The sequence below is a fragment of the Nocardioides sp. NPDC054178 genome (assembly GCF_055585005.1).
This window is the reverse complement of the sequence record NZ_JBVJKY010000007.1, coordinates 204,225-222,895: the sequence shown is the minus strand read 5'-3', so window position 1 is coordinate 222,895 and position 18,671 is coordinate 204,225. Positions and strand designations below refer to the sequence as shown.

At 69.0% G+C, this 18,671-nt stretch carries 20 protein-coding genes; 4 read left to right on the top strand and 16 right to left on the bottom strand.

Annotated features, from left to right (window positions below):
• Nucleotides 1-7 precede the first annotated feature (7 nt).
• Genes ACZ6WN_RS23580 through ACZ6WN_RS23560 form a run of 5 tightly spaced genes read right to left on the bottom strand, consistent with a single transcriptional unit; the run spans nucleotide 8 to nucleotide 4,804 of the window.
• Complete coding sequence (locus tag ACZ6WN_RS23580; protein ID WP_465868086.1) at nucleotides 8-889, bottom strand: LysR substrate-binding domain-containing protein; 882 nt, start codon at nucleotides 887-889, stop codon at nucleotides 8-10.
• 39 nt (nucleotides 890-928) lie between these two features.
• Entirely contained in the window at nucleotides 929-1,915 is a 987-nt protein-coding gene (locus tag ACZ6WN_RS23575; RefSeq protein WP_465868084.1) for a substrate-binding domain-containing protein, read from the bottom strand.
• Nucleotides 1,915-2,931: an amidohydrolase family protein gene (locus tag ACZ6WN_RS23570; RefSeq protein ID WP_465868082.1), complete on the bottom strand. Its 1,017-nt coding sequence runs from the start codon at nucleotides 2,929-2,931 to the stop codon at nucleotides 1,915-1,917. Before ACZ6WN_RS23570 ends, ACZ6WN_RS23575 begins: the two co-directional genes overlap by 1 nt.
• Nucleotides 2,928-3,632 carry a 4-carboxy-4-hydroxy-2-oxoadipate aldolase/oxaloacetate decarboxylase gene (locus ACZ6WN_RS23565; protein WP_465868080.1) on the bottom strand — a complete coding sequence of 235 codons (705 nt, stop codon included), beginning with the start codon at nucleotides 3,630-3,632 and terminating at the stop codon, nucleotides 2,928-2,930. Before ACZ6WN_RS23565 ends, ACZ6WN_RS23570 begins: the two co-directional genes overlap by 4 nt.
• Entirely contained in the window at nucleotides 3,632-4,804 is a 1,173-nt protein-coding gene (locus tag ACZ6WN_RS23560; protein ID WP_465868078.1) for a zinc-dependent alcohol dehydrogenase, read from the bottom strand. Before ACZ6WN_RS23560 ends, ACZ6WN_RS23565 begins: the two co-directional genes overlap by 1 nt.
• 87 nt (nucleotides 4,805-4,891) lie before the next feature.
• On the opposite strand from ACZ6WN_RS23560, the gene ACZ6WN_RS23555 reads away from it, so the two are divergent.
• The gene (locus ACZ6WN_RS23555) at nucleotides 4,892-5,821 is read left to right on the top strand and encodes an ABC transporter substrate-binding protein (protein WP_465868076.1); all 930 of its coding nucleotides are present in this window, start codon (nucleotides 4,892-4,894) and stop codon (nucleotides 5,819-5,821) included.
• Complete coding sequence (locus tag ACZ6WN_RS23550; protein WP_465868074.1) at nucleotides 5,818-6,273, top strand: RpiB/LacA/LacB family sugar-phosphate isomerase; 456 nt, start codon at nucleotides 5,818-5,820, stop codon at nucleotides 6,271-6,273. Before ACZ6WN_RS23555 ends, ACZ6WN_RS23550 begins: the two co-directional genes overlap by 4 nt.
• Here ACZ6WN_RS23550 and ACZ6WN_RS23545 read toward each other — a convergent pair.
• The 6 genes from ACZ6WN_RS23545 to ACZ6WN_RS23520 all read right to left on the bottom strand — a co-directional run bounded on the left by ACZ6WN_RS23545 (nucleotide 6,243) and on the right by ACZ6WN_RS23520 (nucleotide 10,747).
• On the bottom strand, nucleotides 6,243-6,854 hold the full coding sequence (locus ACZ6WN_RS23545) for a 2,3-bisphosphoglycerate-dependent phosphoglycerate mutase (protein WP_465868073.1): 612 nt from the start codon (nucleotides 6,852-6,854) through the stop codon (nucleotides 6,243-6,245). The two genes, ACZ6WN_RS23550 and ACZ6WN_RS23545, sit on opposite strands and share 31 nt — an antisense overlap.
• Entirely contained in the window at nucleotides 6,851-7,729 is an 879-nt protein-coding gene (locus ACZ6WN_RS23540) for an alpha/beta fold hydrolase (RefSeq protein ID WP_465868072.1), read from the bottom strand. Before ACZ6WN_RS23540 ends, ACZ6WN_RS23545 begins: the two co-directional genes overlap by 4 nt.
• A gap of 16 nt (nucleotides 7,730-7,745) precedes the next feature.
• Complete coding sequence (locus tag ACZ6WN_RS23535) at nucleotides 7,746-8,582, bottom strand: 3-methyl-2-oxobutanoate hydroxymethyltransferase (RefSeq protein WP_465868071.1); 837 nt, start codon at nucleotides 8,580-8,582, stop codon at nucleotides 7,746-7,748.
• A complete protein-coding gene (locus ACZ6WN_RS23530; protein ID WP_465868070.1) occupies nucleotides 8,579-9,058 on the bottom strand; it encodes a hypothetical protein in 480 nt (159 codons plus the stop codon). The genes ACZ6WN_RS23535 and ACZ6WN_RS23530 overlap by 4 nt, the downstream gene beginning before the upstream one ends.
• A gap of 10 nt (nucleotides 9,059-9,068) precedes the next feature.
• A complete protein-coding gene (locus ACZ6WN_RS23525) occupies nucleotides 9,069-10,349 on the bottom strand; it encodes a Rieske 2Fe-2S domain-containing protein (protein ID WP_465868068.1) in 1,281 nt (426 codons plus the stop codon).
• A 74-nt stretch (nucleotides 10,350-10,423) separates the two neighbouring features.
• Complete coding sequence (locus ACZ6WN_RS23520) at nucleotides 10,424-10,747, bottom strand: 2Fe-2S iron-sulfur cluster-binding protein (RefSeq protein ID WP_465868067.1); 324 nt, start codon at nucleotides 10,745-10,747, stop codon at nucleotides 10,424-10,426.
• Nucleotides 10,748-11,117: 370 nt separating this feature from the next.
• Here ACZ6WN_RS23520 and ACZ6WN_RS23515 point away from each other — a divergent pair, with 370 nt between their 5' ends.
• Together ACZ6WN_RS23515 and ACZ6WN_RS23510 are read left to right on the top strand one after the other, a co-directional pair.
• Entirely contained in the window at nucleotides 11,118-12,629 is a 1,512-nt protein-coding gene (locus ACZ6WN_RS23515; RefSeq protein WP_465868066.1) for a tripartite tricarboxylate transporter permease, read from the top strand.
• On the top strand, nucleotides 12,629-14,116 hold the full coding sequence (locus ACZ6WN_RS23510; RefSeq protein WP_465868064.1) for a Bug family tripartite tricarboxylate transporter substrate binding protein: 1,488 nt from the start codon (nucleotides 12,629-12,631) through the stop codon (nucleotides 14,114-14,116). Before ACZ6WN_RS23515 ends, ACZ6WN_RS23510 begins: the two co-directional genes overlap by 1 nt.
• Before the next feature lie 94 nt (nucleotides 14,117-14,210).
• Here ACZ6WN_RS23510 and ACZ6WN_RS23505 read toward each other — a convergent pair whose 3' ends face one another.
• The 5 genes from ACZ6WN_RS23505 to ACZ6WN_RS23485 all read right to left on the bottom strand — a co-directional run bounded on the left by ACZ6WN_RS23505 (nucleotide 14,211) and on the right by ACZ6WN_RS23485 (nucleotide 18,642).
• Nucleotides 14,211-15,005: an IclR family transcriptional regulator gene (locus ACZ6WN_RS23505; protein WP_465868062.1), complete on the bottom strand. Its 795-nt coding sequence runs from the start codon at nucleotides 15,003-15,005 to the stop codon at nucleotides 14,211-14,213.
• Between the two features lie 110 nt (nucleotides 15,006-15,115).
• Nucleotides 15,116-15,700 (bottom strand): 3-phenylpropionate/cinnamic acid dioxygenase subunit beta, encoded by a 585-nt coding sequence (locus tag ACZ6WN_RS23500; RefSeq protein WP_465868060.1) that lies wholly within the window; start codon nucleotides 15,698-15,700, stop codon nucleotides 15,116-15,118.
• Nucleotides 15,697-17,148 carry an aromatic ring-hydroxylating oxygenase subunit alpha gene (locus ACZ6WN_RS23495; protein WP_465868058.1) on the bottom strand — a complete coding sequence of 484 codons (1,452 nt, stop codon included), beginning with the start codon at nucleotides 17,146-17,148 and terminating at the stop codon, nucleotides 15,697-15,699. Before ACZ6WN_RS23495 ends, ACZ6WN_RS23500 begins: the two co-directional genes overlap by 4 nt.
• A 31-nt stretch (nucleotides 17,149-17,179) precedes the next feature.
• A complete protein-coding gene (locus ACZ6WN_RS23490; RefSeq protein ID WP_465868056.1) occupies nucleotides 17,180-18,433 on the bottom strand; it encodes an NAD(P)/FAD-dependent oxidoreductase in 1,254 nt (417 codons plus the stop codon).
• Nucleotides 18,430-18,642, bottom strand: coding sequence for a ferredoxin (locus ACZ6WN_RS23485; RefSeq protein ID WP_465868055.1), 213 nt, complete (start codon nucleotides 18,640-18,642; stop codon nucleotides 18,430-18,432). Before ACZ6WN_RS23485 ends, ACZ6WN_RS23490 begins: the two co-directional genes overlap by 4 nt.
• Nucleotides 18,643-18,671: the final 29 nt, after the last annotated feature.

The window sequence follows — 18,671 nt, the reverse complement described above, 5'->3', positions numbered from 1 at the left end:
GAGTCGCTCAGAGCACCCCGGCAGCGGACAGCAGCGGGACCACTGCCTCGACAAGTGGGTTGGCCGCTCCGGCGCGGTAGCCCAGCACCAGGTCCAGCGTCCCCGCCTCGGGAAGGTCCCGGAAGACGACGCCCTGCAACGGGTGCGAGCGCACCCCCTCGGGCACGATCGCCACCCCGAGCCCGGCAGCGACGAGCGCCAGGAGCACCGATCCCCCGGCCGCCTCGTGCTCACGACGCGGGGCATATCCCGCTCCGGCACACAGTCGGGTGACCCGCTCGTTGAGCGCCGAGTGCGGGCTGCTGTAGCCGACCCAGGACTCCTCACGCAGGTCGGTCAGCGAGACCCGCGCCGCCCGGACCAGCCGGTGCGCCGCCGGGAGCGCCAGCACCAGGGACTCCGAGATGAACGGCGCGGTGCGCAGGTCCCGGCCCAGCACGGGCGGCCGCAGGATGCCGATCTCGAGCGTCCCGTCGCGCAGCCGCTCGCACTGCGCAGGGGTCAGCATGTCGGCGTGGATCCCGAGCGCGACGTTCGGCAGGGCCCGCTTCACGATCCGGGCGATCCGCGGGAGGTGCGAGAAGGCAGTGGTGCCGTTCATCCCGATCCGGAGCAGGCCGGCCTGTCCGGCCGACAACCGGCGTACGCCGGCGATCGTGTCGTCCAGGCGCCCGAAGAGCTGGTCCGTCTCTGCCTTGAGGAACTCCCCCGCGGTCGTCAACGTCACCTGCCGCGTCGTCCGCCTGAAGAGCGTCACCCCGAGCTCCTCCTCGAGCTGACGCACCTTCAGCGAGAGCGCGGGCTGGGCGACCTGGAGCCGCTCCGCCGCACGACCGAAATGGCAGGTCTCCGCGACGGCCGCGAAGTAGCGGAGATGACGCAGATCCATCGACCTCTCCCCTTCCCCGGCCGCCGAGGCGGGCCGGTCTCAGATCACGAACGACTCCGTCGCCTCCGGGGCGAAGAGCTCCTCAGGCGTACGCCGGGCCGAGGAGAGCCCCTGCTCGTGGTGGTAGCGGCAGAAGACGTCGAGGACGTGCCGGTTCGCGTCCAGGCCGTAGGACCAGTAGTCCGGGCCGAGCACGGCGCGCGCCTCCTCGAGGTGGGGCATCAGCCAGGGCTCCATGAACCGCAGTGCGGAGGCGTCGTAGATCCGCTCGTACGCCTGATTCCTGGCGATGGTGAGCGCCTTGGTCAGCGACTGGGCGACCCACGGGTGCCGCTCGTAGACCTCGCGCCGGATCGCGACCACGTGCATGATCGGGAAGATCCCGGTGCTGGCGTAGTAGTCCTTCTCGGCGGCCACCATGTCCGGGAACAGCCGGCGCACGCGGCCGTCGCCGCGCCCGAACGAGCTCGGGATCCGGGGACCGTAGAACGCGTCGATCTCACCGGTGTGGAGCATCTCGTTGAGCGTCCGGCCGGGCGGGATCGGCGTGACCTCGAAGCGGGTGCTGATCGCGCCCTTCTCGATCCGGCCGGGTGCCTCCTGCCCGCCGGTGAGATAGGAGACCGAGTCCGGCGGCACGTCGTGCTCGTCGGCCAGGATGCCGCGGATCCACACGTTCGCGGTCAGCTGGAACTCGGCGTTGCCGACCCTCATGCCGCGCAGGTCCGAGGGCTTCTCGATGCCGGCCTCGGCATTGACGAAGATGCCGCCGTGACGGAACTGCCGCGAGGTGAACACCGGCAGCGCCACGAACGGGGCCGGGTCGCGGTCCAGCGTGGCCAGGTAGGTCGACAGCGACATCTCGGCGACGTCGAACTCCTGGTGGCGCGCCATCCGGAAGAAGGTCTCCTCCACTGGCAGCCGCAGGTACGTCAGGTCGATCCCGTCGGCACGGACCGACCCGTCCTCCAGGGCGCGGGTGCGGTCGTAGTCGCCGCAGGCAAAGGACAGTCGCAGGTTCCCCATCAGCGGCCCATCGCGGTCAGTCTCTGGTCCAGCCGCGGGTAGACGCGGCGTACGTTCGCCTCGTACACCTGGCGGAGCTCGGGGCCCGACAGCCCGGAGGCCTCGACATAGCTGAGCGTGTCGTCCCACTCCAGGCCGGTCTCCGGGTCGGCGCCGCGTACGGCACCGAGCATCTCGGAGGCGAACAGGATGTTCTCCGCTGGGATCACCCGGGTCAGCAGGTCGATGCCGGGCTGGTGGTAGACGGCCGTGTCGAAGAAGACGTTGTCGAGCAGCTTCGCCGGGTCCTGCCAGCCATAGCGCATCGCCAGGCCGCGGAAGCGCCCCCAGTGGTAGGGCACCGCGCCGCCACCGTGCGGGATCACGAACCGGAGCCCCGGGAACCGCTCGAACAGGTCCGAGCCGAGCAGCTGCACGAAGACGCTGGTGTCGGCGTTGAGGTAGTGGGCACCGAGGGTGTGGAAGTTGAGGTTGCAGGCGGTCGAGACGTGGACCATCGCGGGGACCTCGAGCTCCTCGAGCGCCTCGTAGACCGGGAACCAGTACGGGTCGGTCATCGGGACGCCGGACCAGGTGCCGGACGGGTCCGGGTTGAGGTTCACCCCGACGAAGCCGAGCTCAGTGACCACCCGCCGGATCTCCTTGACGACTCGGCCGAGCGAGCCGTCCGGGGTCTGCGGCAGCTGCGCGACCGGGGCGAAGCTGTCCGGGAAGAGCTCCGTGACGCGGTGGACCAGGTCGTTGCAGGTGCGGGCCCAGTGGACCGCGACATCCCGGTCGGGGACGTGGTGCTCCATGCCAGAGGCCTTCGGCGAGAAGAGCATGAAGTCGGCGCCGCGCTCACGCAGGATCTTGAGCTGGTTGTGCTCGATGCTCTCCCGGATCTGGTCGTCGCTGATCGACGCGGGAAAGGGCACCGGCGCCGCCGGGTCGGCGAGCCTGGCGAGCAGGCCGTCGCGGAAGTCCTGGTGCTCTCGCGGAGTGGTCGTGTAGTGACCGTGGACGTCGATGATCATGCCTGCTGCTCCTTGACCCAGTCCTCGTAGTCGACGTAGCGGGTGCCCGCCCTCTCGACCAGGGGACGCATGTTGTTGACGTCGAGCGCGATCTCGCCGGCCTGGTAGCGGGCCCGTGCCTTCGCCTCCTTCTCCTCGCGCGCCTTCGACGCGGCGAGCGCGTCCGCGGCACGCGTCCGCGGCACGACGACGACCCCGTCGTCGTCGGCGATGATCACGTCGCCGGGGCGGACGATGCGGCCGGCGATGCTGATGGGCACGTTGACGTCGCCGAGGTTGCCCTTGGCGGTGCCCTCGGCGGAGATCGCCTTGGCCCAGACGGGGAAGCCCATCTCGTTGAGGTCCGCGACGTCGCGTACGCCCGCCTCGATCACCAGGCCGCGTACGCCGCGGGCCTGGAGCGAGGTGGCGAGCAGGTCCCCGAAGTAGCCCATGTCGCATGGCGCGGTCGGCGCCACCACGAGGACGTCGCCCTCGCCGCACTGCTCGACCGCGACCCCGATCGTGGTGTTGTCGCCGGGGGCGACGGTGACGGTGACGGCGTTCCCGGCGATGCGTACGCCCTGCTGGACCGGGTTGAGGTGGGACCCGAGCAGACCGGTGCGGCCCTGGGCCTCGTGCACCGTCGCGACGCCGTAGGTGGCCAGTGCATCCACGGTCGCACGGTCGGCGCGCGGCGGGTTGGTGACGACGATCGGCATCAGCGCACCGCCCCGCCGGCCTGGCCGATCATGTCGGGCATCATCGAGACGTGGATCGCGTCCTCGGCGGTCTCACCGGCGAGCACCCGGATGGCGTGGTCGACCTGGTCGATGCCGTAGCGGTGGGTGGCCAGCTTCTCCAGCGGGTAGCGGTGCGAGGCGAGCTGGGCGACCGCGAGCTCGCAGGCGTTGAACGAGTGGCCGCGCGCGGACTTGATCGTGATCGACTTCTCGGTCACCTTCTTGACCGGGAAGTCGGGGAAGGCGGCGAGCTCACCCTGGATCAGCATCGTTCCCTCGCGGCGCTTGAGGACGTCGACGCCGAGCAGCACCGGGGCGGTGCCGGCTCGGGAGGTGCAGTCGAGGACGAAGTCGACGCCGCGCCCGCCGGTCAGGTCCATCACCTTCTCGCGCGGGTCCTCGGTGAGGACGTCGATCGTCGCGTCGGCGCCGAGCTCCTCGGCGAGCTCGAAGCGCTTCGCGTCGCGGGTGGTGCCGGAGACGATGACCTGGGCAGCACCGGCGGTCTTGGCGGCGACCAGCTGGGCGAGCCCCTGCTGGCCGGGGCCCTGGATCAGGACGGTGTGGTTGTAGCCGACCCCGGCGGTGAGCAGGGCCCACTCGATGCCGTTGGAGAGCGGCATCACCAGGCCGGCCTCCTCGGCGGTGATGGAGTCGGGGATCTTGTGCATCACCGAGTTCCAGGGCAGATACATGTACTCCGAGAAGCCGCCCCACAGGGTGCCCTCGAAGCCGGCGGAGGTGTAGCCGAAGCGGCGGGCATCGGGGTTGGTGCGCCAGTCGGTCGCCTCGCAGTGGCGGTACTCGCCGATCCGGCACCACTCGCAGCTGAAGCAGGCGACGTAGTGCTCCAGGAAGATGCGGTCGCCGATCTCGACGTCGTGGCGGCGCAGGAAGTTCTCGCCGGCCTCGGCGATGACCCCGACGTTCTCGTGGCCCATGATCACCTCGCCCTTGGTGGCAGGGGTGGTCGGCGGGCTGGAGTAGAGCTTCACGTCGGTGCCGCAGATACCGGCGACCTCGACCCGGAGCAGGGCCGAGTCGGCATCGATCTCGGGCCTGTCGAACTCGCGCATCTCGGTCGTGCCGGGTGCGGTGCGGACTGCCGCGAGCACCTTGTCGGTCATGGACTCTCCCTCGTGAACGGACATTGGCAGAATGGTATGACCAACACTATCATTCAAAAGTGAGAGGGGTCACCCGATGCTCCTCTCCCCCGCCTCACGTCAGGAGAGCCGATGCCGGAGCTGAAGACCCTCACCCGCGCCCAGGGCGCGAACCAGGCGCTGATCTCGCACGAGGTCGAACCGGACGGCTGGACGCTGTCCTTCGCCGACGAGCCCGTCCTGGTCAAGGGCTTCCGCAAGATGGTGCGAGACGAGGAGTACGACGTCGCCGAGCTCGCCGTGACGACCTACCTGACCGCCAAGGAGCACGGGGCGAGGTTCACCGCGCTGCCGATCTTCATCGTCCGCGACTTCCACCACGGCAAGACCCAGGTGCTCGCGGAGGGACCGATCAGGACCGCCGCCGATCTGGCCGGCAAGCGCGTCGGCGTGAACCGCGGCTACACCGTCACCGCGGGCGTGTGGGCCCGGGCGGCCCTCGCCGACGCGGGCCTCGACCTGTCCTCGGTCACCTGGGTCCTCTCCGGTGACGAGCACGTGGCGACGTACGTTCCGCCGGCCAACGTCGAGCCCGCGCCCGAAGGCCGCACCCTGGAGGAGCTGCTGCTCGCCGGCGAGCTCGATGCGGTCGTCAACGCGGGCATCGAGAACGACGCCGTCGTCTCGCTGCTCCCGGAGAGCGCCGCATGGGACTCGCTGAAGGAGACCGGCTTCATCCCCGTGAACCATCTCGTCGTGGTCCGTGACGAGCTGCTCCAGGCGAACCCCGGCCTGGCGACCGCGCTCTTCGAGGCCTTCACCGAGGCGAAGCGCCGCTATCTCGCGCGGCTCCAGGACGGGCGCGCGGAGACGAAGCAGGACCGCAGCTTCGCCAGGTTCACCGAGGTGACCGGCCAGATCGACCCGCTGCCCTACGGGGTCGAGCCCAACCGCGCCGTCCTGGAGAAGCTCATGGAGAACGCGATCGCGCAGGGGATCCTGACCAAGCCGCTCGCTCTCGAGAACGTCTTCCCCGCCGAGACCCTCGGGCTGGAGGGATGACCCCTCGGCGGCTGGCGCTCGCCGCCGACCACAACGGCGTCGCACTCAAGGCCCTCGTCGGCGAGCGCCTCTCGGCGGCCGGGCACCGCCTGACCGACCATGGCACCGACGCGGCGGCCGGCGAGGTGCACTACCCGCCGCTGTGCGCCACCGTGTGCGACGACATCCTCATGGGCCGCGCCGACGGCGGGATCATCATCGGCGGCAGCGGCTCCGGGGAGTCGATCGCCTGCAACCGGCGTCCCGGCATCCGCGCAGGCATCGCCTGGTCCCGCTGGGCCACCGAGATCTCCCGCGGCAACAACGACGCCAACGTCATGATCATCCCGGCCAAGGCGCTCGACGACGCCACCGCACTCGAGCTGGTCGAGATCTGGCTGCGCACACCCTTCAAGGGCGGCGTGCACGCCGCGCGGCTGGCTCAGATCGAGGCGTACGATACCGGGCGCTGAGCGATCACGACGGGCCGCCCGGTGGGCACCTCCAGGGCGCAGGCCTGCTCGTCGGTCAGCCCCTCGACCAGTCGCCGCAGCATCCGGATGGTGTTGCCGTGCGAGACCACGAGCACGGTGCGGCCCGCGGCCACCTGCGGCAGCAGGATGCTGACCACGTACGGCTCCAGCCGGGTGCGTACGTCGGCGAGGCTCTCGCCCCGGCGCTCGGCGTCGCGCGGCGGCCGGGCGTCGATGCCGCGCCGCCAGCGGGCGACCGGCCCGGCGCCGTAACGCGCGACCGCGTCGCTGCGGCGCATCCCCTGCAGCGCCCCGTAGTGCCGCTCGTTGAGCAGCTCGGTCCGCAGGGCGCCGACGTCCCGACCACCACAGCCCTCCAGCACGAGGTCGGCGGTGTCGACCGCGCGAGTCAGCCGGGAGGTGTGCACGACGTCCGGGACCAGGCCGTCAGCGAGCAGCAGCCGGCCGGCCGCGCGCGCCTCGTCGCGCCCGGTCGCGGTGAGCCCGACATCGGACCAGCCGGCGAACCTGTCGGTGGCGTTCCACTCGCTCTCGCCATGGCGCAGCAGAACGAGGGTCAACGCAGGGCCGACCCGTGCTCGTCCAAACCGTGCTTGTCCAAGAAGGCGAGGATCCGTGCCGGCGCGGTCTGCGGGGTCTGCTCGGTGACCGGGACGTCCCAGTACTCGTGCACCGGCAGGCACTCCTCCAGGTAGCGCGCCGCTGACGGCGCGTGCGAGGTGTCCTGCCCGGGCACGATCAGCGCCGGTACGTCGAGGGTCATCAGATCCTCCGCCTCGACCCCGGGCACGGTGTCGCGGTCGAAGAGCCCGCGCACCGCCCCGGTCACGATCAGGTCGTAGCGCGCCGGGTCGATGGCGACGTACGCCTTCGCGAAGGCCTCGTCGGTACGCAGCGGCGCGGCCCAGGGGCCCACGCGCGGGTCCTTGCTGAACCCGGCCGTGGTGGAGCGGGCGAGGTCGACGACGGCCTGCAGGCCGTGCTCGGCGGCGTAGGCGAGATGCTGGACGAACCGGCGATGCTGGGCCTGCCGGTAGCGGGGGCCGCCGGCCGGGGAGAACAGCACCATGCTCCGCACCCGATCGGGTGCCGCGACCGCGAGTGCGGCCGCCGTCGAGCAACCCACGCAGCCGCCCATCGTGTGCGCCCGCCCGATCCCGAGGTGATCGAGGAGGCCGAGCGCCTGGGTCACGTAGTCCGGCCAGTCCAGCCGCTCCACGCGCCCTCCGGACTGCCCCGACTCGCGGCGGTCGAAGACGACGCAGGTGTAGCGGTCCTTGAACGCCTCGACGAACCCGAGGTCGCGGTAGCGCCCGAAGTGGGTCCAGTTGTCGAGGCTCGAGTCGAACCCACCCGGGCTGAACATCAGGATCGGCGGGCCGTCACCGACCGTCTCGTACCTGGTCCTGATGCCGTCGATGTCGACGTACGGCATGCTCTGCTCCTGGTTCTCAGCTGGGCGGCGGCACGGGGACGCCGCCGCGGATCTGGCGGGCAGCACGGACGTCGGCGGCGTACGCGCTCAGCGAGTCGTACGCGGTCCTGGCGACGTTGGCGTAGGTGTCCGGCTCGGAGTCGAGCCACTTGGCGTGGTAGCCGATCGCCGCCGTCGCCATCCTGATCCGGCCGTCCAGCCACGGACCGCCACCGAAGCCGCCGAGCACCGGCACGCCGACGGCCGCGACCACGGCCGGCCCGACCTCGGGCCCGGAGTTGGTGAAGTTCAGCAGGGAGGCACCGGCCCGTTCGAGCCGTTTCGCGTCGACGATCATCTCGGCGCGCATCTCCTCCGAGACCGCGTCCGCGGCCGTCGCCGCCCCGGTGTACGCGACGCCGTACCGCAACGCGGTCTGCGGGGTGATGCCGAACTGGGCGAAGACCGGGATCCCGGCACGTACGACCGCCTCGACGGCCTCGGGATAGTCGGCCGCACCGTCGAGCTTGACCATGTCGACGCCCGTCTCCTTGACCAGCCTGATGGCTGCCCGGACGGCAGCGTCGGTGCCCTCCTGGAGCGGGCCGTAGGGGAAGTCGACGCTCACCAGGGCCCGCGTGACACCGCGACGGACAGCCTTGGCGACGACGATCATCTCCTCCATGGTGACCTCGAGCGGGTTGTCGTGGCCCCAGAGGTTGACTCCGACCGTGTCACCGACGGAGACGATGTCGACGCCGGCACGGTCGGCGATCCGGGCCATCTGGTAGTCCCAGGCGACGACGCAGACGCTCTTCTCGCCGGTCCGCTTCATCTCCCGCAGTCGTTGCAGGGTGATCTTCTCAGTGCTCATGCGCGCGTCGCTCTCAACAGCTCGACCAGGTCGTCCTCGTCGGCGGGTACCAGCAGGATCCGGGCGTACGGCCGCAGCGTGAGGAGGGCCTCGCTGCTCAGCTGCCCAGGGGTGACGACCAGGCCGGCCGTCATGATGCCGCGCACCTTGCAGGCCGCGCCGATGGTCGCGGCCGCCTCCGCGCTCGCGCCCGTGGTCGACACCATCACGACCGTGTTGCTGTGCTCGAGCTCGCCGGCGAGCGGGACGGTCTCACCGTCCATGGTGACCAGGTCGTGTCCCGGGTCATGCGCGACGTAGAACCGGGCCTGACCCCAGTCCTGTGCCGCGGCCGTACGGACGATCGTCTCGGCAGCGGCGTCGAGGGCGATCACCCGGGTGTTGCGGGCCGCCGCGAGCGGGTAGTCGATGCGGAACTGCGCCTCCTCCGTGGTCGTCGCTCGGGCGCAGCTGCTGATCTGGGTGGGTGTTGACACAGGCTCCTCCTCAGACCGTGGTCTGCGGGACACCCGGCCTGGCGACCATCGCCTCGCCGATGCCCTCGACGAAGGGCTGGTCCTTGGGGAGCACGGCGGCGACCGAGCGCACCCTCTGGTCCTGGGCACGGTTGCCGACGGGCTCGACGCCCTCGGCCAGGGCCAACGCGGCCTTGCGGAGCTTCTGGCGGGCCTTGATGATGCCGGCGTCGGTGGCGACGAGGCGCTCCTTGGTGCGGTCGACCACCGGGCCCATCGACTCCTGCAGCGAGGAGTCCTGCAGCGCGATGCCATGGATGCCGGAGTACGTCTCGCCCCGCTTCTGGGCCTCGCGGTCCATCAGGTAGTCGTTGTCCTTGTTGGCCAGCGGACGGTAGGCCTCGTCGTTGGCGCTGTGGACACCCTTGCCGGCCCGCATCGCCTCGACCTCGGTGTCGGTGAGCTCGCGAGTGGGGTGGTAGTCGAAGCTCCAGGCCCAGCAGTTGTCATCGTCGATCGGGACCCAGAAATGGCCGTGCATCGGGTGGTCGGCGCGCGGCGGAACCATGGTGAAGTTGGGCAGCACCCACGGCGTCACGCGCCAGTAGTAATGGCCCTCCTCCGCGTTGCGGCGGGCACCGATGAGCAGGCCGCCCTCGTAGTCGACGACCTCGAAGAACGGCTTGAGGTCACCGGCGTTGTACTCGTTGCCCTTGGAGCCCTTGAACAGCGGGTCCGTGTTGAGGTTGCCCGAGTGCAGGAAGGTGACGTGGCTGGAGTCGATGCCACCCTCGAGCGCCTGCAGCCAGTTGCACTCCTGCAGCCGCTTGGACGTGAAGTTCTGCTTCTCGGGGACGGTGTAGGCCTCCCACTCGGGCAGCGGCGGCTGATGGGCAGGGTCGCCCATGTAGGTCCACAGCACGTCGCCGAGCTTGACCAGCGGGTAGCCCTTCAGCTTGACGTTCTCGCAGAAGTTGCTGGTGGCCGGCTCGCTGGGAACCTCGATCGCCTGGCCGGTGTAGTCGTACTTCCAGCCGTGATAAGGGCAGCGCAGGCCACCCTCCTCGTTGCGGCCGAACCACAGGCTCACCCCGCGGTGGGCACAGAACTCATCCATCAGACCGTAGTTGCCCTCGCTGTCGCGAATCGCGATCAGCCGCTCGGAGAGGATCTTCACCCGGACCGGCGGACAGTCGTTGTCAGGCAGCTCCTCGGCGAGAAGCACCGGCTGCCAGTAACGACGGAACAGCTCGCCCATCTTCGTTCCCGGGCCGGTCTGCGTCAGCAGGTCGTTGATCTCTTTCCTGAGCACTGCATGTCCTTTCGCTTGTGGCCCTTGCCACACACTATGTGATAATTATCAGACCATTAAACCAATAGCAAGGGCTACGACTGCGACGGCGGCACATCGACCACCAATCCGTCCAGCTCGGCAGTCATCACGATCTGGCACCCCAGCCGGCTCTCCGGCCGTCGATCCTCGACACCCAGATCCAAGAGGTCGTCCTCCAGATCGCCGGGGCCACCGACCAGATCGACGAACTCCTCGCGCACCCAGACATGGCAGGTCGCGCACGAGTTGTTGCCTCCGCACTCGCCGACGATCCCGGCAACCCCGTTCCGGACGGCCGACGCCATGACGTTGTCACCGAGCGCTGCATCCACGACACGCTCGACACCGGATGCGTCGACATAGACAACCTTGGGCACTTCGACTCCTCTGCACGAATGACTAATGGCCAGACCAATATACCATCGCGACCGACAGTCGTCACCTGGTCTCGCACGGGAGGCCTTGCACTAGAGGACGACTCCCTCGCAGGCGTGGAGTACGACACGCTCCCCGCCGCCGACTCGAGAGCAGCTCGGCCCGCTCGCATTCGACTGCTTCCCGTCGATCAAGCAGGAGATCGCCCCGCCACAGGTGACCCGAGAGGGGAACCTGTCGGGTTGCGACGGCAAATCAATGGAGTCACCATTGACAAGAATGGAGTGACTGGGATTACATCTAGAAAACATTTCTGTTCTACGAAAAAGTGAAGTTGATATGGGTGAAGCATTACTAAGCGGGTTGGCCCAGGTGCTGACCCTCGAGTCGCTCCTGATGATGGTCATCGGAGTCGCGCTCGGGTTCGTCGTCGGCATCCTGCCGGGCCTGGGCGGCGCAGTGACGCTGGCGTTGCTGCTGCCGTTCACGTTCGGCATGGACCCGGTGCCCGCCTTTGCGTTGCTTCTCGGGATGTATGTGGTTGCTGCTACCGCAGGTGACATCACCTCGGTCCTGTTCGGCGTGCCCGGCGAGGCCTCGTCGGCCGCGGTGGTGCTCGATGGCTACCCGATGACGAGGCGTGGTCAGGCCGGCCGTGCTCTCGGTGCGGTGCTGACCAGCTCGGGGCTCGGCGCGCTGTGCGGCGGGGTGGTGCTGATCGCGCTGATCCCGGTCGTACGTCCGCTGATCCTGCAGCTCGGGCCACCGGAGTTCTTCGCCCTGGCCATGCTCGGCCTGGCCTTCGTCATCACGCTGTCGTCGGGCAACGTGCTCAAGGGCGCGATCATCTGCCTGCTCGGTGTCCTCGTCTCGCTCGTCGGTCTGGATCCGGCCACGGGCGCGCCGCGTTACTCCTTCGGCATGATCGAGCTGTGGGACGGCATCAGCATCGTCCCGGTCGTCATCGGCCTCTTCGGTGGCGCCGAGGTGCTGCAGCTGATGATGGCGAAGGGCAGCGTCGCCTCCGGCGAGGTGCAGGCCACCTCGGTCACCGGCGTCGGTGCCGGTGTTCGTGACGCGTTCAGTCGCTGGTGGCTCGCAATCCGGTCGGGCGCGATCGGCGCCGGCCTCGCCATGGTGCCGGGCATGGGCGGATCGGTTGCCCAGTTCGTCGCGTACGGCCAGGCCAAGGCGACCTCGAAGAAGCCCGAGGAGTTCGGCAAGGGTTCCGTCGAGGGCGTGATCGCGGCCGGCGCGACCGGTGTCGCCAAGGACTGCGGCTCGCTCATCCCGACGGTCGCGTTCGGTATCCCCGGCTCGGCTTCGAGCGCGGTGCTGCTGGGCGCCTTCCTCATCCTGGGCCTCGACCCGGGCAAGGAGATGCTGACCGATGAGCTCGACGTCACCTTCTCGCTGGTGTGGATCTCGTTGCTGGCCACGGTGATCGCGATCGGCGTGGCGCTGGTGCTGGTGCGCCCGCTCGCCAAGCTCACCCGCATCTCGGGACCGGTGCTGATCCCGTTCCTGCTGCTCCTCCTCTCTATCGGCGCTTTCGCCGAGCGGGGCAGCTGGGCCGATGTCGTCCTGATGCTGCTCTTCACCCTGGTCGGGGTGCTCTGCATCCGCTGGGACTGGCCCCGAGTGCCCCTTTTGCTCGGGTTCATCCTCGGGGCGGTGCTGGAGCGCAACATCTTCCTGTCCAACGAGATCTTCGGAACCGGCTGGCTGGCCCGCCCGATCGTGCTGGGCATCGGCGCCGTGATGGCGCTCGTCCTGGCGATGCACTTCATCCGTGAGCGCCGCGCCAACCAGCTCGAGCCGCGCTCGGCCGGGGCCCCGGCCGGGGTCGACGGAGGTTCTGACGAGCAGAAGGTGGATGCGTGATGACTGTGGATTCCAAGACCCCCTCCCCCGAGACCGCCGGGCCCGCTCGGACCGCTGCCCGGCGCAAGGCCGATCGCGCCGGTCTGGTCGGTGGCCTCCTGCTGCTGGGACTCATGGTGGCGGGCTACCTGCTCACCCGCGGCTGGGACCACAGCGCTGCCGTGTTCCCGCGTGGCATCACGCTGGCCGGCGCGGTGCTGTCCGGGCTCCTGGTCGTCCGCTCGGTGATCGCACCGAGACCGAAGAAGGAGACGACCGAGGAGGAGCTGGAGGACGACCTCGACTACGTCTTCCACACCGCCGATCTGCCCACCTGGGTGGTCACGCTCGCCTGGTTCGTGGGCTTCTTCGTCGCTCTGTACGTCATCGGCCTGTTCGCCACGGCGCTGGTCTTCACGGTGCTCTACCTGCGATCGCAGGACAACCGCTCGTGGCTGTTCTCGGGAACGTACGCCGCGGTGCTGACCGGTGTGCTGGTGCTCGTGTTCAACGTGGTCCTGACCCAACCGGTCCCGGCAGGGCTGATCGGCCCCGAACAGCGGCAGTCGGGGAGCTTCGAGGGCGAGACCATCGAGCTGGTCGTGCCGTTCGATCCGGGCGGCGGCTACGACCAGTACGCCCGTCAGCTGGCCCCGGCGCTCGCCGAGGAGCTCGGCGCGAAGACGGTCAAGGTCGTCAACGAGCCCGGCGCCGGCGGACTGGTCGCGCTGAACGGCCTGGTGTCGGCCACCCCGGACGGCACCACCATCCAGCTGCTGAACATGACCGGCACGATCGGCGGTGCGCTCGCAGAGGCGCGCGGAGTCGAGTACGAGCCGGAGAAGTTCAGCTACGTCGGCCAGATCACGACCGAGCCCGACGTCGCAATCACCGCCCAGACCGGGCCGATCGACACGTACGCGGACCTGGTCGCCGCCGCCGAGAAGGGTGGCCTCCGGTCTGCCGCGACAGGGCCGGGCTCGAATGAGTACATCGACCCGCTGGTCCTCGACCAGGTGCTCGGGATCGACAACGAGATCGTGACCGGCTTCGGCGGCTCCGACGAGGCGGCCCTGTCTCTCCTGCAGGGCAATGTCGATGTCTACTCCCGCTCACTGAGCAGCCAGCTCTCGACGCTGGAGAGCGAGGACGGGACACCCGTCCTCGTCCTGGGCAGCGAACGGCTCGAGCAGTACCCGAACGTCCCGACGATCCTTGAGGTCGCTCAGGGCGATGAGGCGAAGAAGCTCGCTCAGCACCACGTGGACATCCTCGAGTCCGGCCGCACCATCGCGGCCCCGCCGGACATGGACCCCGAGCGCCTGGAGATCCTGCGTGAGGCGTTCGCGAAGGTGGCCACCGACCCGGAGTTCCAAAAGGCCGGGGCCGAGGCGGGTCGTCCGATCGTGTTCAAGGACGGTGCCTCCGTCCAGACCGAGGTCGCCGAGCTCATGAACGCTCCGGCGGAGTACGTCGACATCCTGAAGGCCGCGTTCGACGGGGTCTGAGCTGCTCAGCGACAGCTGAGCACAAACACGATGGCGGTTGTCCGGGCTCGGCCCGGACAACCGCCATCGTGATCCACAGCGGGTGGCGCCACCCTCAGGCGTGACCGAGCGCGGCCCCGAGCTCCGCGGCCGCCGTCGACAGGACGCCGACGATCTCGTCCTGTCGGCTGGGGGACATCCGGTTCTGCGGGGCCGAGGCGTTGATCGCGCCGACCGTGAGCCCGCGCGGGTTCGCGACGGCGACGGCCACCGAGACCACCCCGTCGTCGCGGTAGTTGACCGCGTGTCCGGTTGCCCGGACCTCGGCGAGCTGCCCTGCCAGCTCGTCGCGTTCCGCCACGGACAGCTGGCTGTCGCCGGCTACGAGGACCTCCTCGAGCTGGGCCGGCTCGAGGCCGGCCAGGATCGCCTTCCCGGTAGCGGTCTGGTGAGCAGGGAAGAGCTGGCCGGTGCGGTCGGCGACGCGCAGCGGTCGGCTCGACTCGGCGCCGGCGATGTAGCGGATGTGGCCGGCCTCGAGCTGGGCCAGGTGCACGGTCTCGTCGAGGGTGCGGGCCAGCCGGGCGAGGATCGGCTCGGCGACGCTGCGAAGGTCGAGGCTGCGTACGGCGCCGTAGCCGATGTCGAGCAGCGCGGGGCCGGCGCTGTAGACGCCGTGTCCGGTGTCCTGGTGGACGAAGTCGTAATGCACCAGCATCGCCAGCAGCCGGTGTGCCGTCGAGGGGGAAACGCCCAGCGAGGTCGAGACGTCGGAGAGACGCAGCTGCTTCTGATCGCGGAACATCAGGAGCAGGCGGAGCGCGTTGTCGACCGAGGAGATCGCGTAGGCAGGTTTCGTACGTTTCGACTTCGGTGAATCGGGCTGCTCACCTGGCCGCTGTTCAGTCAACGGAAAAGCTTTCTGTCTTGCGGTTTATGTTCATCATAGGCGGCGGCAGGGCCGAAAAGGCCGAACCAGGGCCCGGTACGACGTACCGGGCCCTGGTTCGGAGGGGGATGTCAGAGGAAGATCGAGAGGTTCTTCGCAGTCAGTACCGTCTGGTCGAGCAGCAGCCTGCGACGCACGAGCTTCCAGTCCTCGCCGTCCTGGCGGACGACGTCGTAACGGCGACCGACCAGGATGTCGGTCTCGTCCGAGACCCGGTTGCGGTAGACCAGGAAGCGGCTGGAGAGCTCGACCTCGGGCAGCGAGACCTTCGTCAGGCGCAGGTTGGTGACCAGGTGAGAGACGCGCGAGACGGGCTCCTCGGCCCAGTGCACGCCCGTCATCAGCTGGGTGACGCGCATCTCCTGGGTGGACTTGGGCTCGTCGAACCAGGCCACCTCGCCCCCGGACTCGCCGGTCCTGGTCTGCTCGTTGGCGGCCACGTCGGAGAACGGCACGTTCATCCGCAGCGGAACCGAGTAGCGGTAGTCCTCGGCCATCATCTCGAGCCACTCCGGGTAGCGACGCTCGTCGAGCAGGTCGGCCTCGCGGTAGAAGAAGTCGCTGATGTCCGCGAGCAGGTCCCGGAGCTCTGGCTTGGTGAGGGCGGAGTCGTTGACGAGCTGCGGGGCGCCCTCGTTCTCGGTCAGCGTGCTCACGCGTTCTCCCCCTTGGCTGCAGCTGCGGCGGCTTCGCGCGCCTCGATCTCTGCGATCCGCTCCTCGGTCTTGGCGGCCTCGGCCAGCTCGGCCTGGGAGTGGTTGTCGACGTACTCGGTCCAGCGGCGGTAGAAGCCACGGGCGTTGACCTCGCCGGCGATGGCGTGGTCGGAGTGGACGGCGCGGTCGAGCTCGCTCAGGTTCTCCCGCCCGATGCCCTGCTGGTAGTTGTACGGGTAGCGACGGGCGACCACGCCGAGGCTCGCCTGCGTCGCGTAGTCCCAGTTCTCCATGTCGTCCTGCTCGGTCATGCCCGCGGGGCCGCCGTAGCGCATGTAGTACTGGCGTAGCCACTCGCGTACGAACTCCGGCGCGTCCTTGTCCACCAGGAACCAGCGCCACACCTCGGTCTCGGTGGAGCTGATCGGGTGCGCGACCAGGATCGAGCGCGGGAAGCCGGCAGCCATCGACATGTTCGGGAAGAGCGTGGCCGGGCCGCGACCACCCAGCGGGCGACCCTCCTCCCGAAGCTTCTCGGCACGGGTCTCCCATGCCTTGTCGAAGTACTCGGTCAGCTCGGGCTCGGCGAACTCGGGATAGGGGAGCTCGTACTCGAGGTTGTCCGAGGCGCCGTGGCCGAGGCGGAATGAGGTCTTCATGCGGCCCTTGGAGAAGCCGCCCTGGTTCTGCCGCTCGCCGTGGCGACGCTTGCCCCTGCCGCCCGGGCCGATGCCGACGGCCTCGACCGAGGCGTGCGTGGAGGCGCCGTGGTAGGTGTCGCCGAGGAAGTTCTCCGAGACGAACTTCCAGTTCGACTTGATCCGCCACTTGAGCACGCCATGGAAGACCTCGGTGCCGCCCTCGGTGCCGTCGAAGGCGTCGGCCAGGTTGTCCAGCCACCAGTGGAAGTCACCCACGTAGTCGAGGAAGTCCGGAGCCTCCTTGTCCCAGCAGGCGAAGACGAGACCCTTGTAGTTGTGGATGCGAGGCGTACGCACCAGGCCCCACTTGGCCTTGTCGAGCTGGCCCTGGTAGGCGGTCTTCATGTGCGGAACGCCGTGCAAGTCACCGGGAACGTCGACCAGCGACCCGTCCATGCTGTACGACCAGGCGTGGTAAGGGCAGGTGAACTGCATCGTGTTGCCCTCGTCGTAGCGGCACACCTTCATGCCGCGGTGGCGGCAGGAGTTGAGCAGGACGTGGATCTCACCCTGGGCGTCACGGGTCAGCAGGACGGGGTCGGAGCCCATCCAGGAGCTGAAGTAGTCGCCCGGGTTGGGCACCTGCGAGGCGTGCCCGACGAAGAGCCACGCGCGCGGGAAGAGGTTCTCCATCTCCTGCTTGAAGATCTGCTCGGACACGAAGATCTCGCGGCTGATCTCACCGTTCTCGACGTCGACCAGGTCGGCGACGCGGCGCTGCATGGGCTGCGCATCCTCGATCGTCATAGTTGTTCCCTTTCGTGATGTGTCTGTGGCCTCAGGCGGAGGCGACAGCGTTCTGGTCGGCGAGCGCGGCGAGCTTCTCGATGACCTCGGCCGCGGTGGCGCCGGCCTCCCAGGCCTGGCGGCAGGTGCCGAGGGCGCGCGGCCAGCCGAAGGTGACCGCGGCAACGAAGGCGCCGTCGTTCTCGTAGACGGCGACCGTCTTCTCGCTCCCCCTGACGCTGAGCCGGTGCACCGTCACCGAGGTGGCCTCGGAGGGGCGGCCCACCATCTGGATCTTGAGCCCGAACTGGTCGGACCAGAAGTAGGGCGCCTTGGGCGGCGCAGGCGCCATGGTGGGATCCATGATCTGGCGAGCAGCGACGTACGCCTGCTCGGCGGCATTGGTCCAGTGCTCGACCCGGTAGTCCTTGTTCGTGCGCGGGTCGATCTGGCGAGCCACGTCGCCGACGGCGAAGACGCTCTCGGCATGCGGGCCGAAACCGTCCGGCTGTACTGCGCAACCGGCGTCGGTGAAGACTCCGTCGCCGAGCTTGAGGCCGGAGCCCTCGAGCCATTCGGTGTTGGGGAGCGAGCCGATCCCGACGACCACCGTGGCGGCACTCAGGGTGCGACCGCAGGCCAGGCGGACCAGGGCCTGGTCGCCGTCCTGCTCGATCGTCTCGACGGCTGCCCCGGTGAGGAGCTCGACGCCGTTGTCACGCTGCAGGTCTGCCAGGAGGGCACCGACCTCGTCACCCAGCACACGCCCGAACGGTGCACCGAGCGCCTCGACCAAGGTGACCTCGGCACCCAGGGCGCGGAAGGAGGAGGCCGCCTCGGCACCGATGAACCCGGCGCCGATGATCACGACCGGTCCGCGTTCGGCCCGCTCACGCAAGGCGCGGGCATCGGCGATCTCGCGGACCGTGAAGACGCTGTCGAGCTCGTGGATCTCCGGCGCGAGCGTACGAGGACGTACGCCGGTGGCGATCACCAACGCGTCGTACTGGAGGTCCTCACCGTCGGAGAGGTGGACCTCCATCGAGTCGATGTCGAGACTCTCGGCACGCACACCCAGGCGGGCGGTGGCGCCGAGCGCCTCCCAGCCACCCTCCCCGAGCAGCGAGACGTCGGCCTCGGACTGGGTGCCGAGCAGCAGCTGCTTGGACAGCGGCGGCTTGTCGTACGGTTGCTCGTGCTCGGCCCCGACCACTGTGATGTCACCGTCGAAGCCGAGCTTGCGCAGCTCCTGGGCGGTGCGGATGCCACCGACGGAGGCGCCGATGATGACGACGTGATCGCTCACTGCGCGGCCTCGCTGCCGACGCCCTCGAGCCAGATCGCATCGACCGGGCAGCTGCGGATGGCGGCCTCTACCGAGGTGCGGTCCTCGTCCGCCACGGTCTCTTCGAGAAGTACGACCAGGCCGTCGTCATCGAGGTCGAAGTGCTTCTCATCTGCGGCGATGCAGTTGCCGTAGCCCTGGCACTTGACGACGTCACTCGCGAGTTTCATGTTTCTCCTGTTTGGGTCAATGGAGGTAC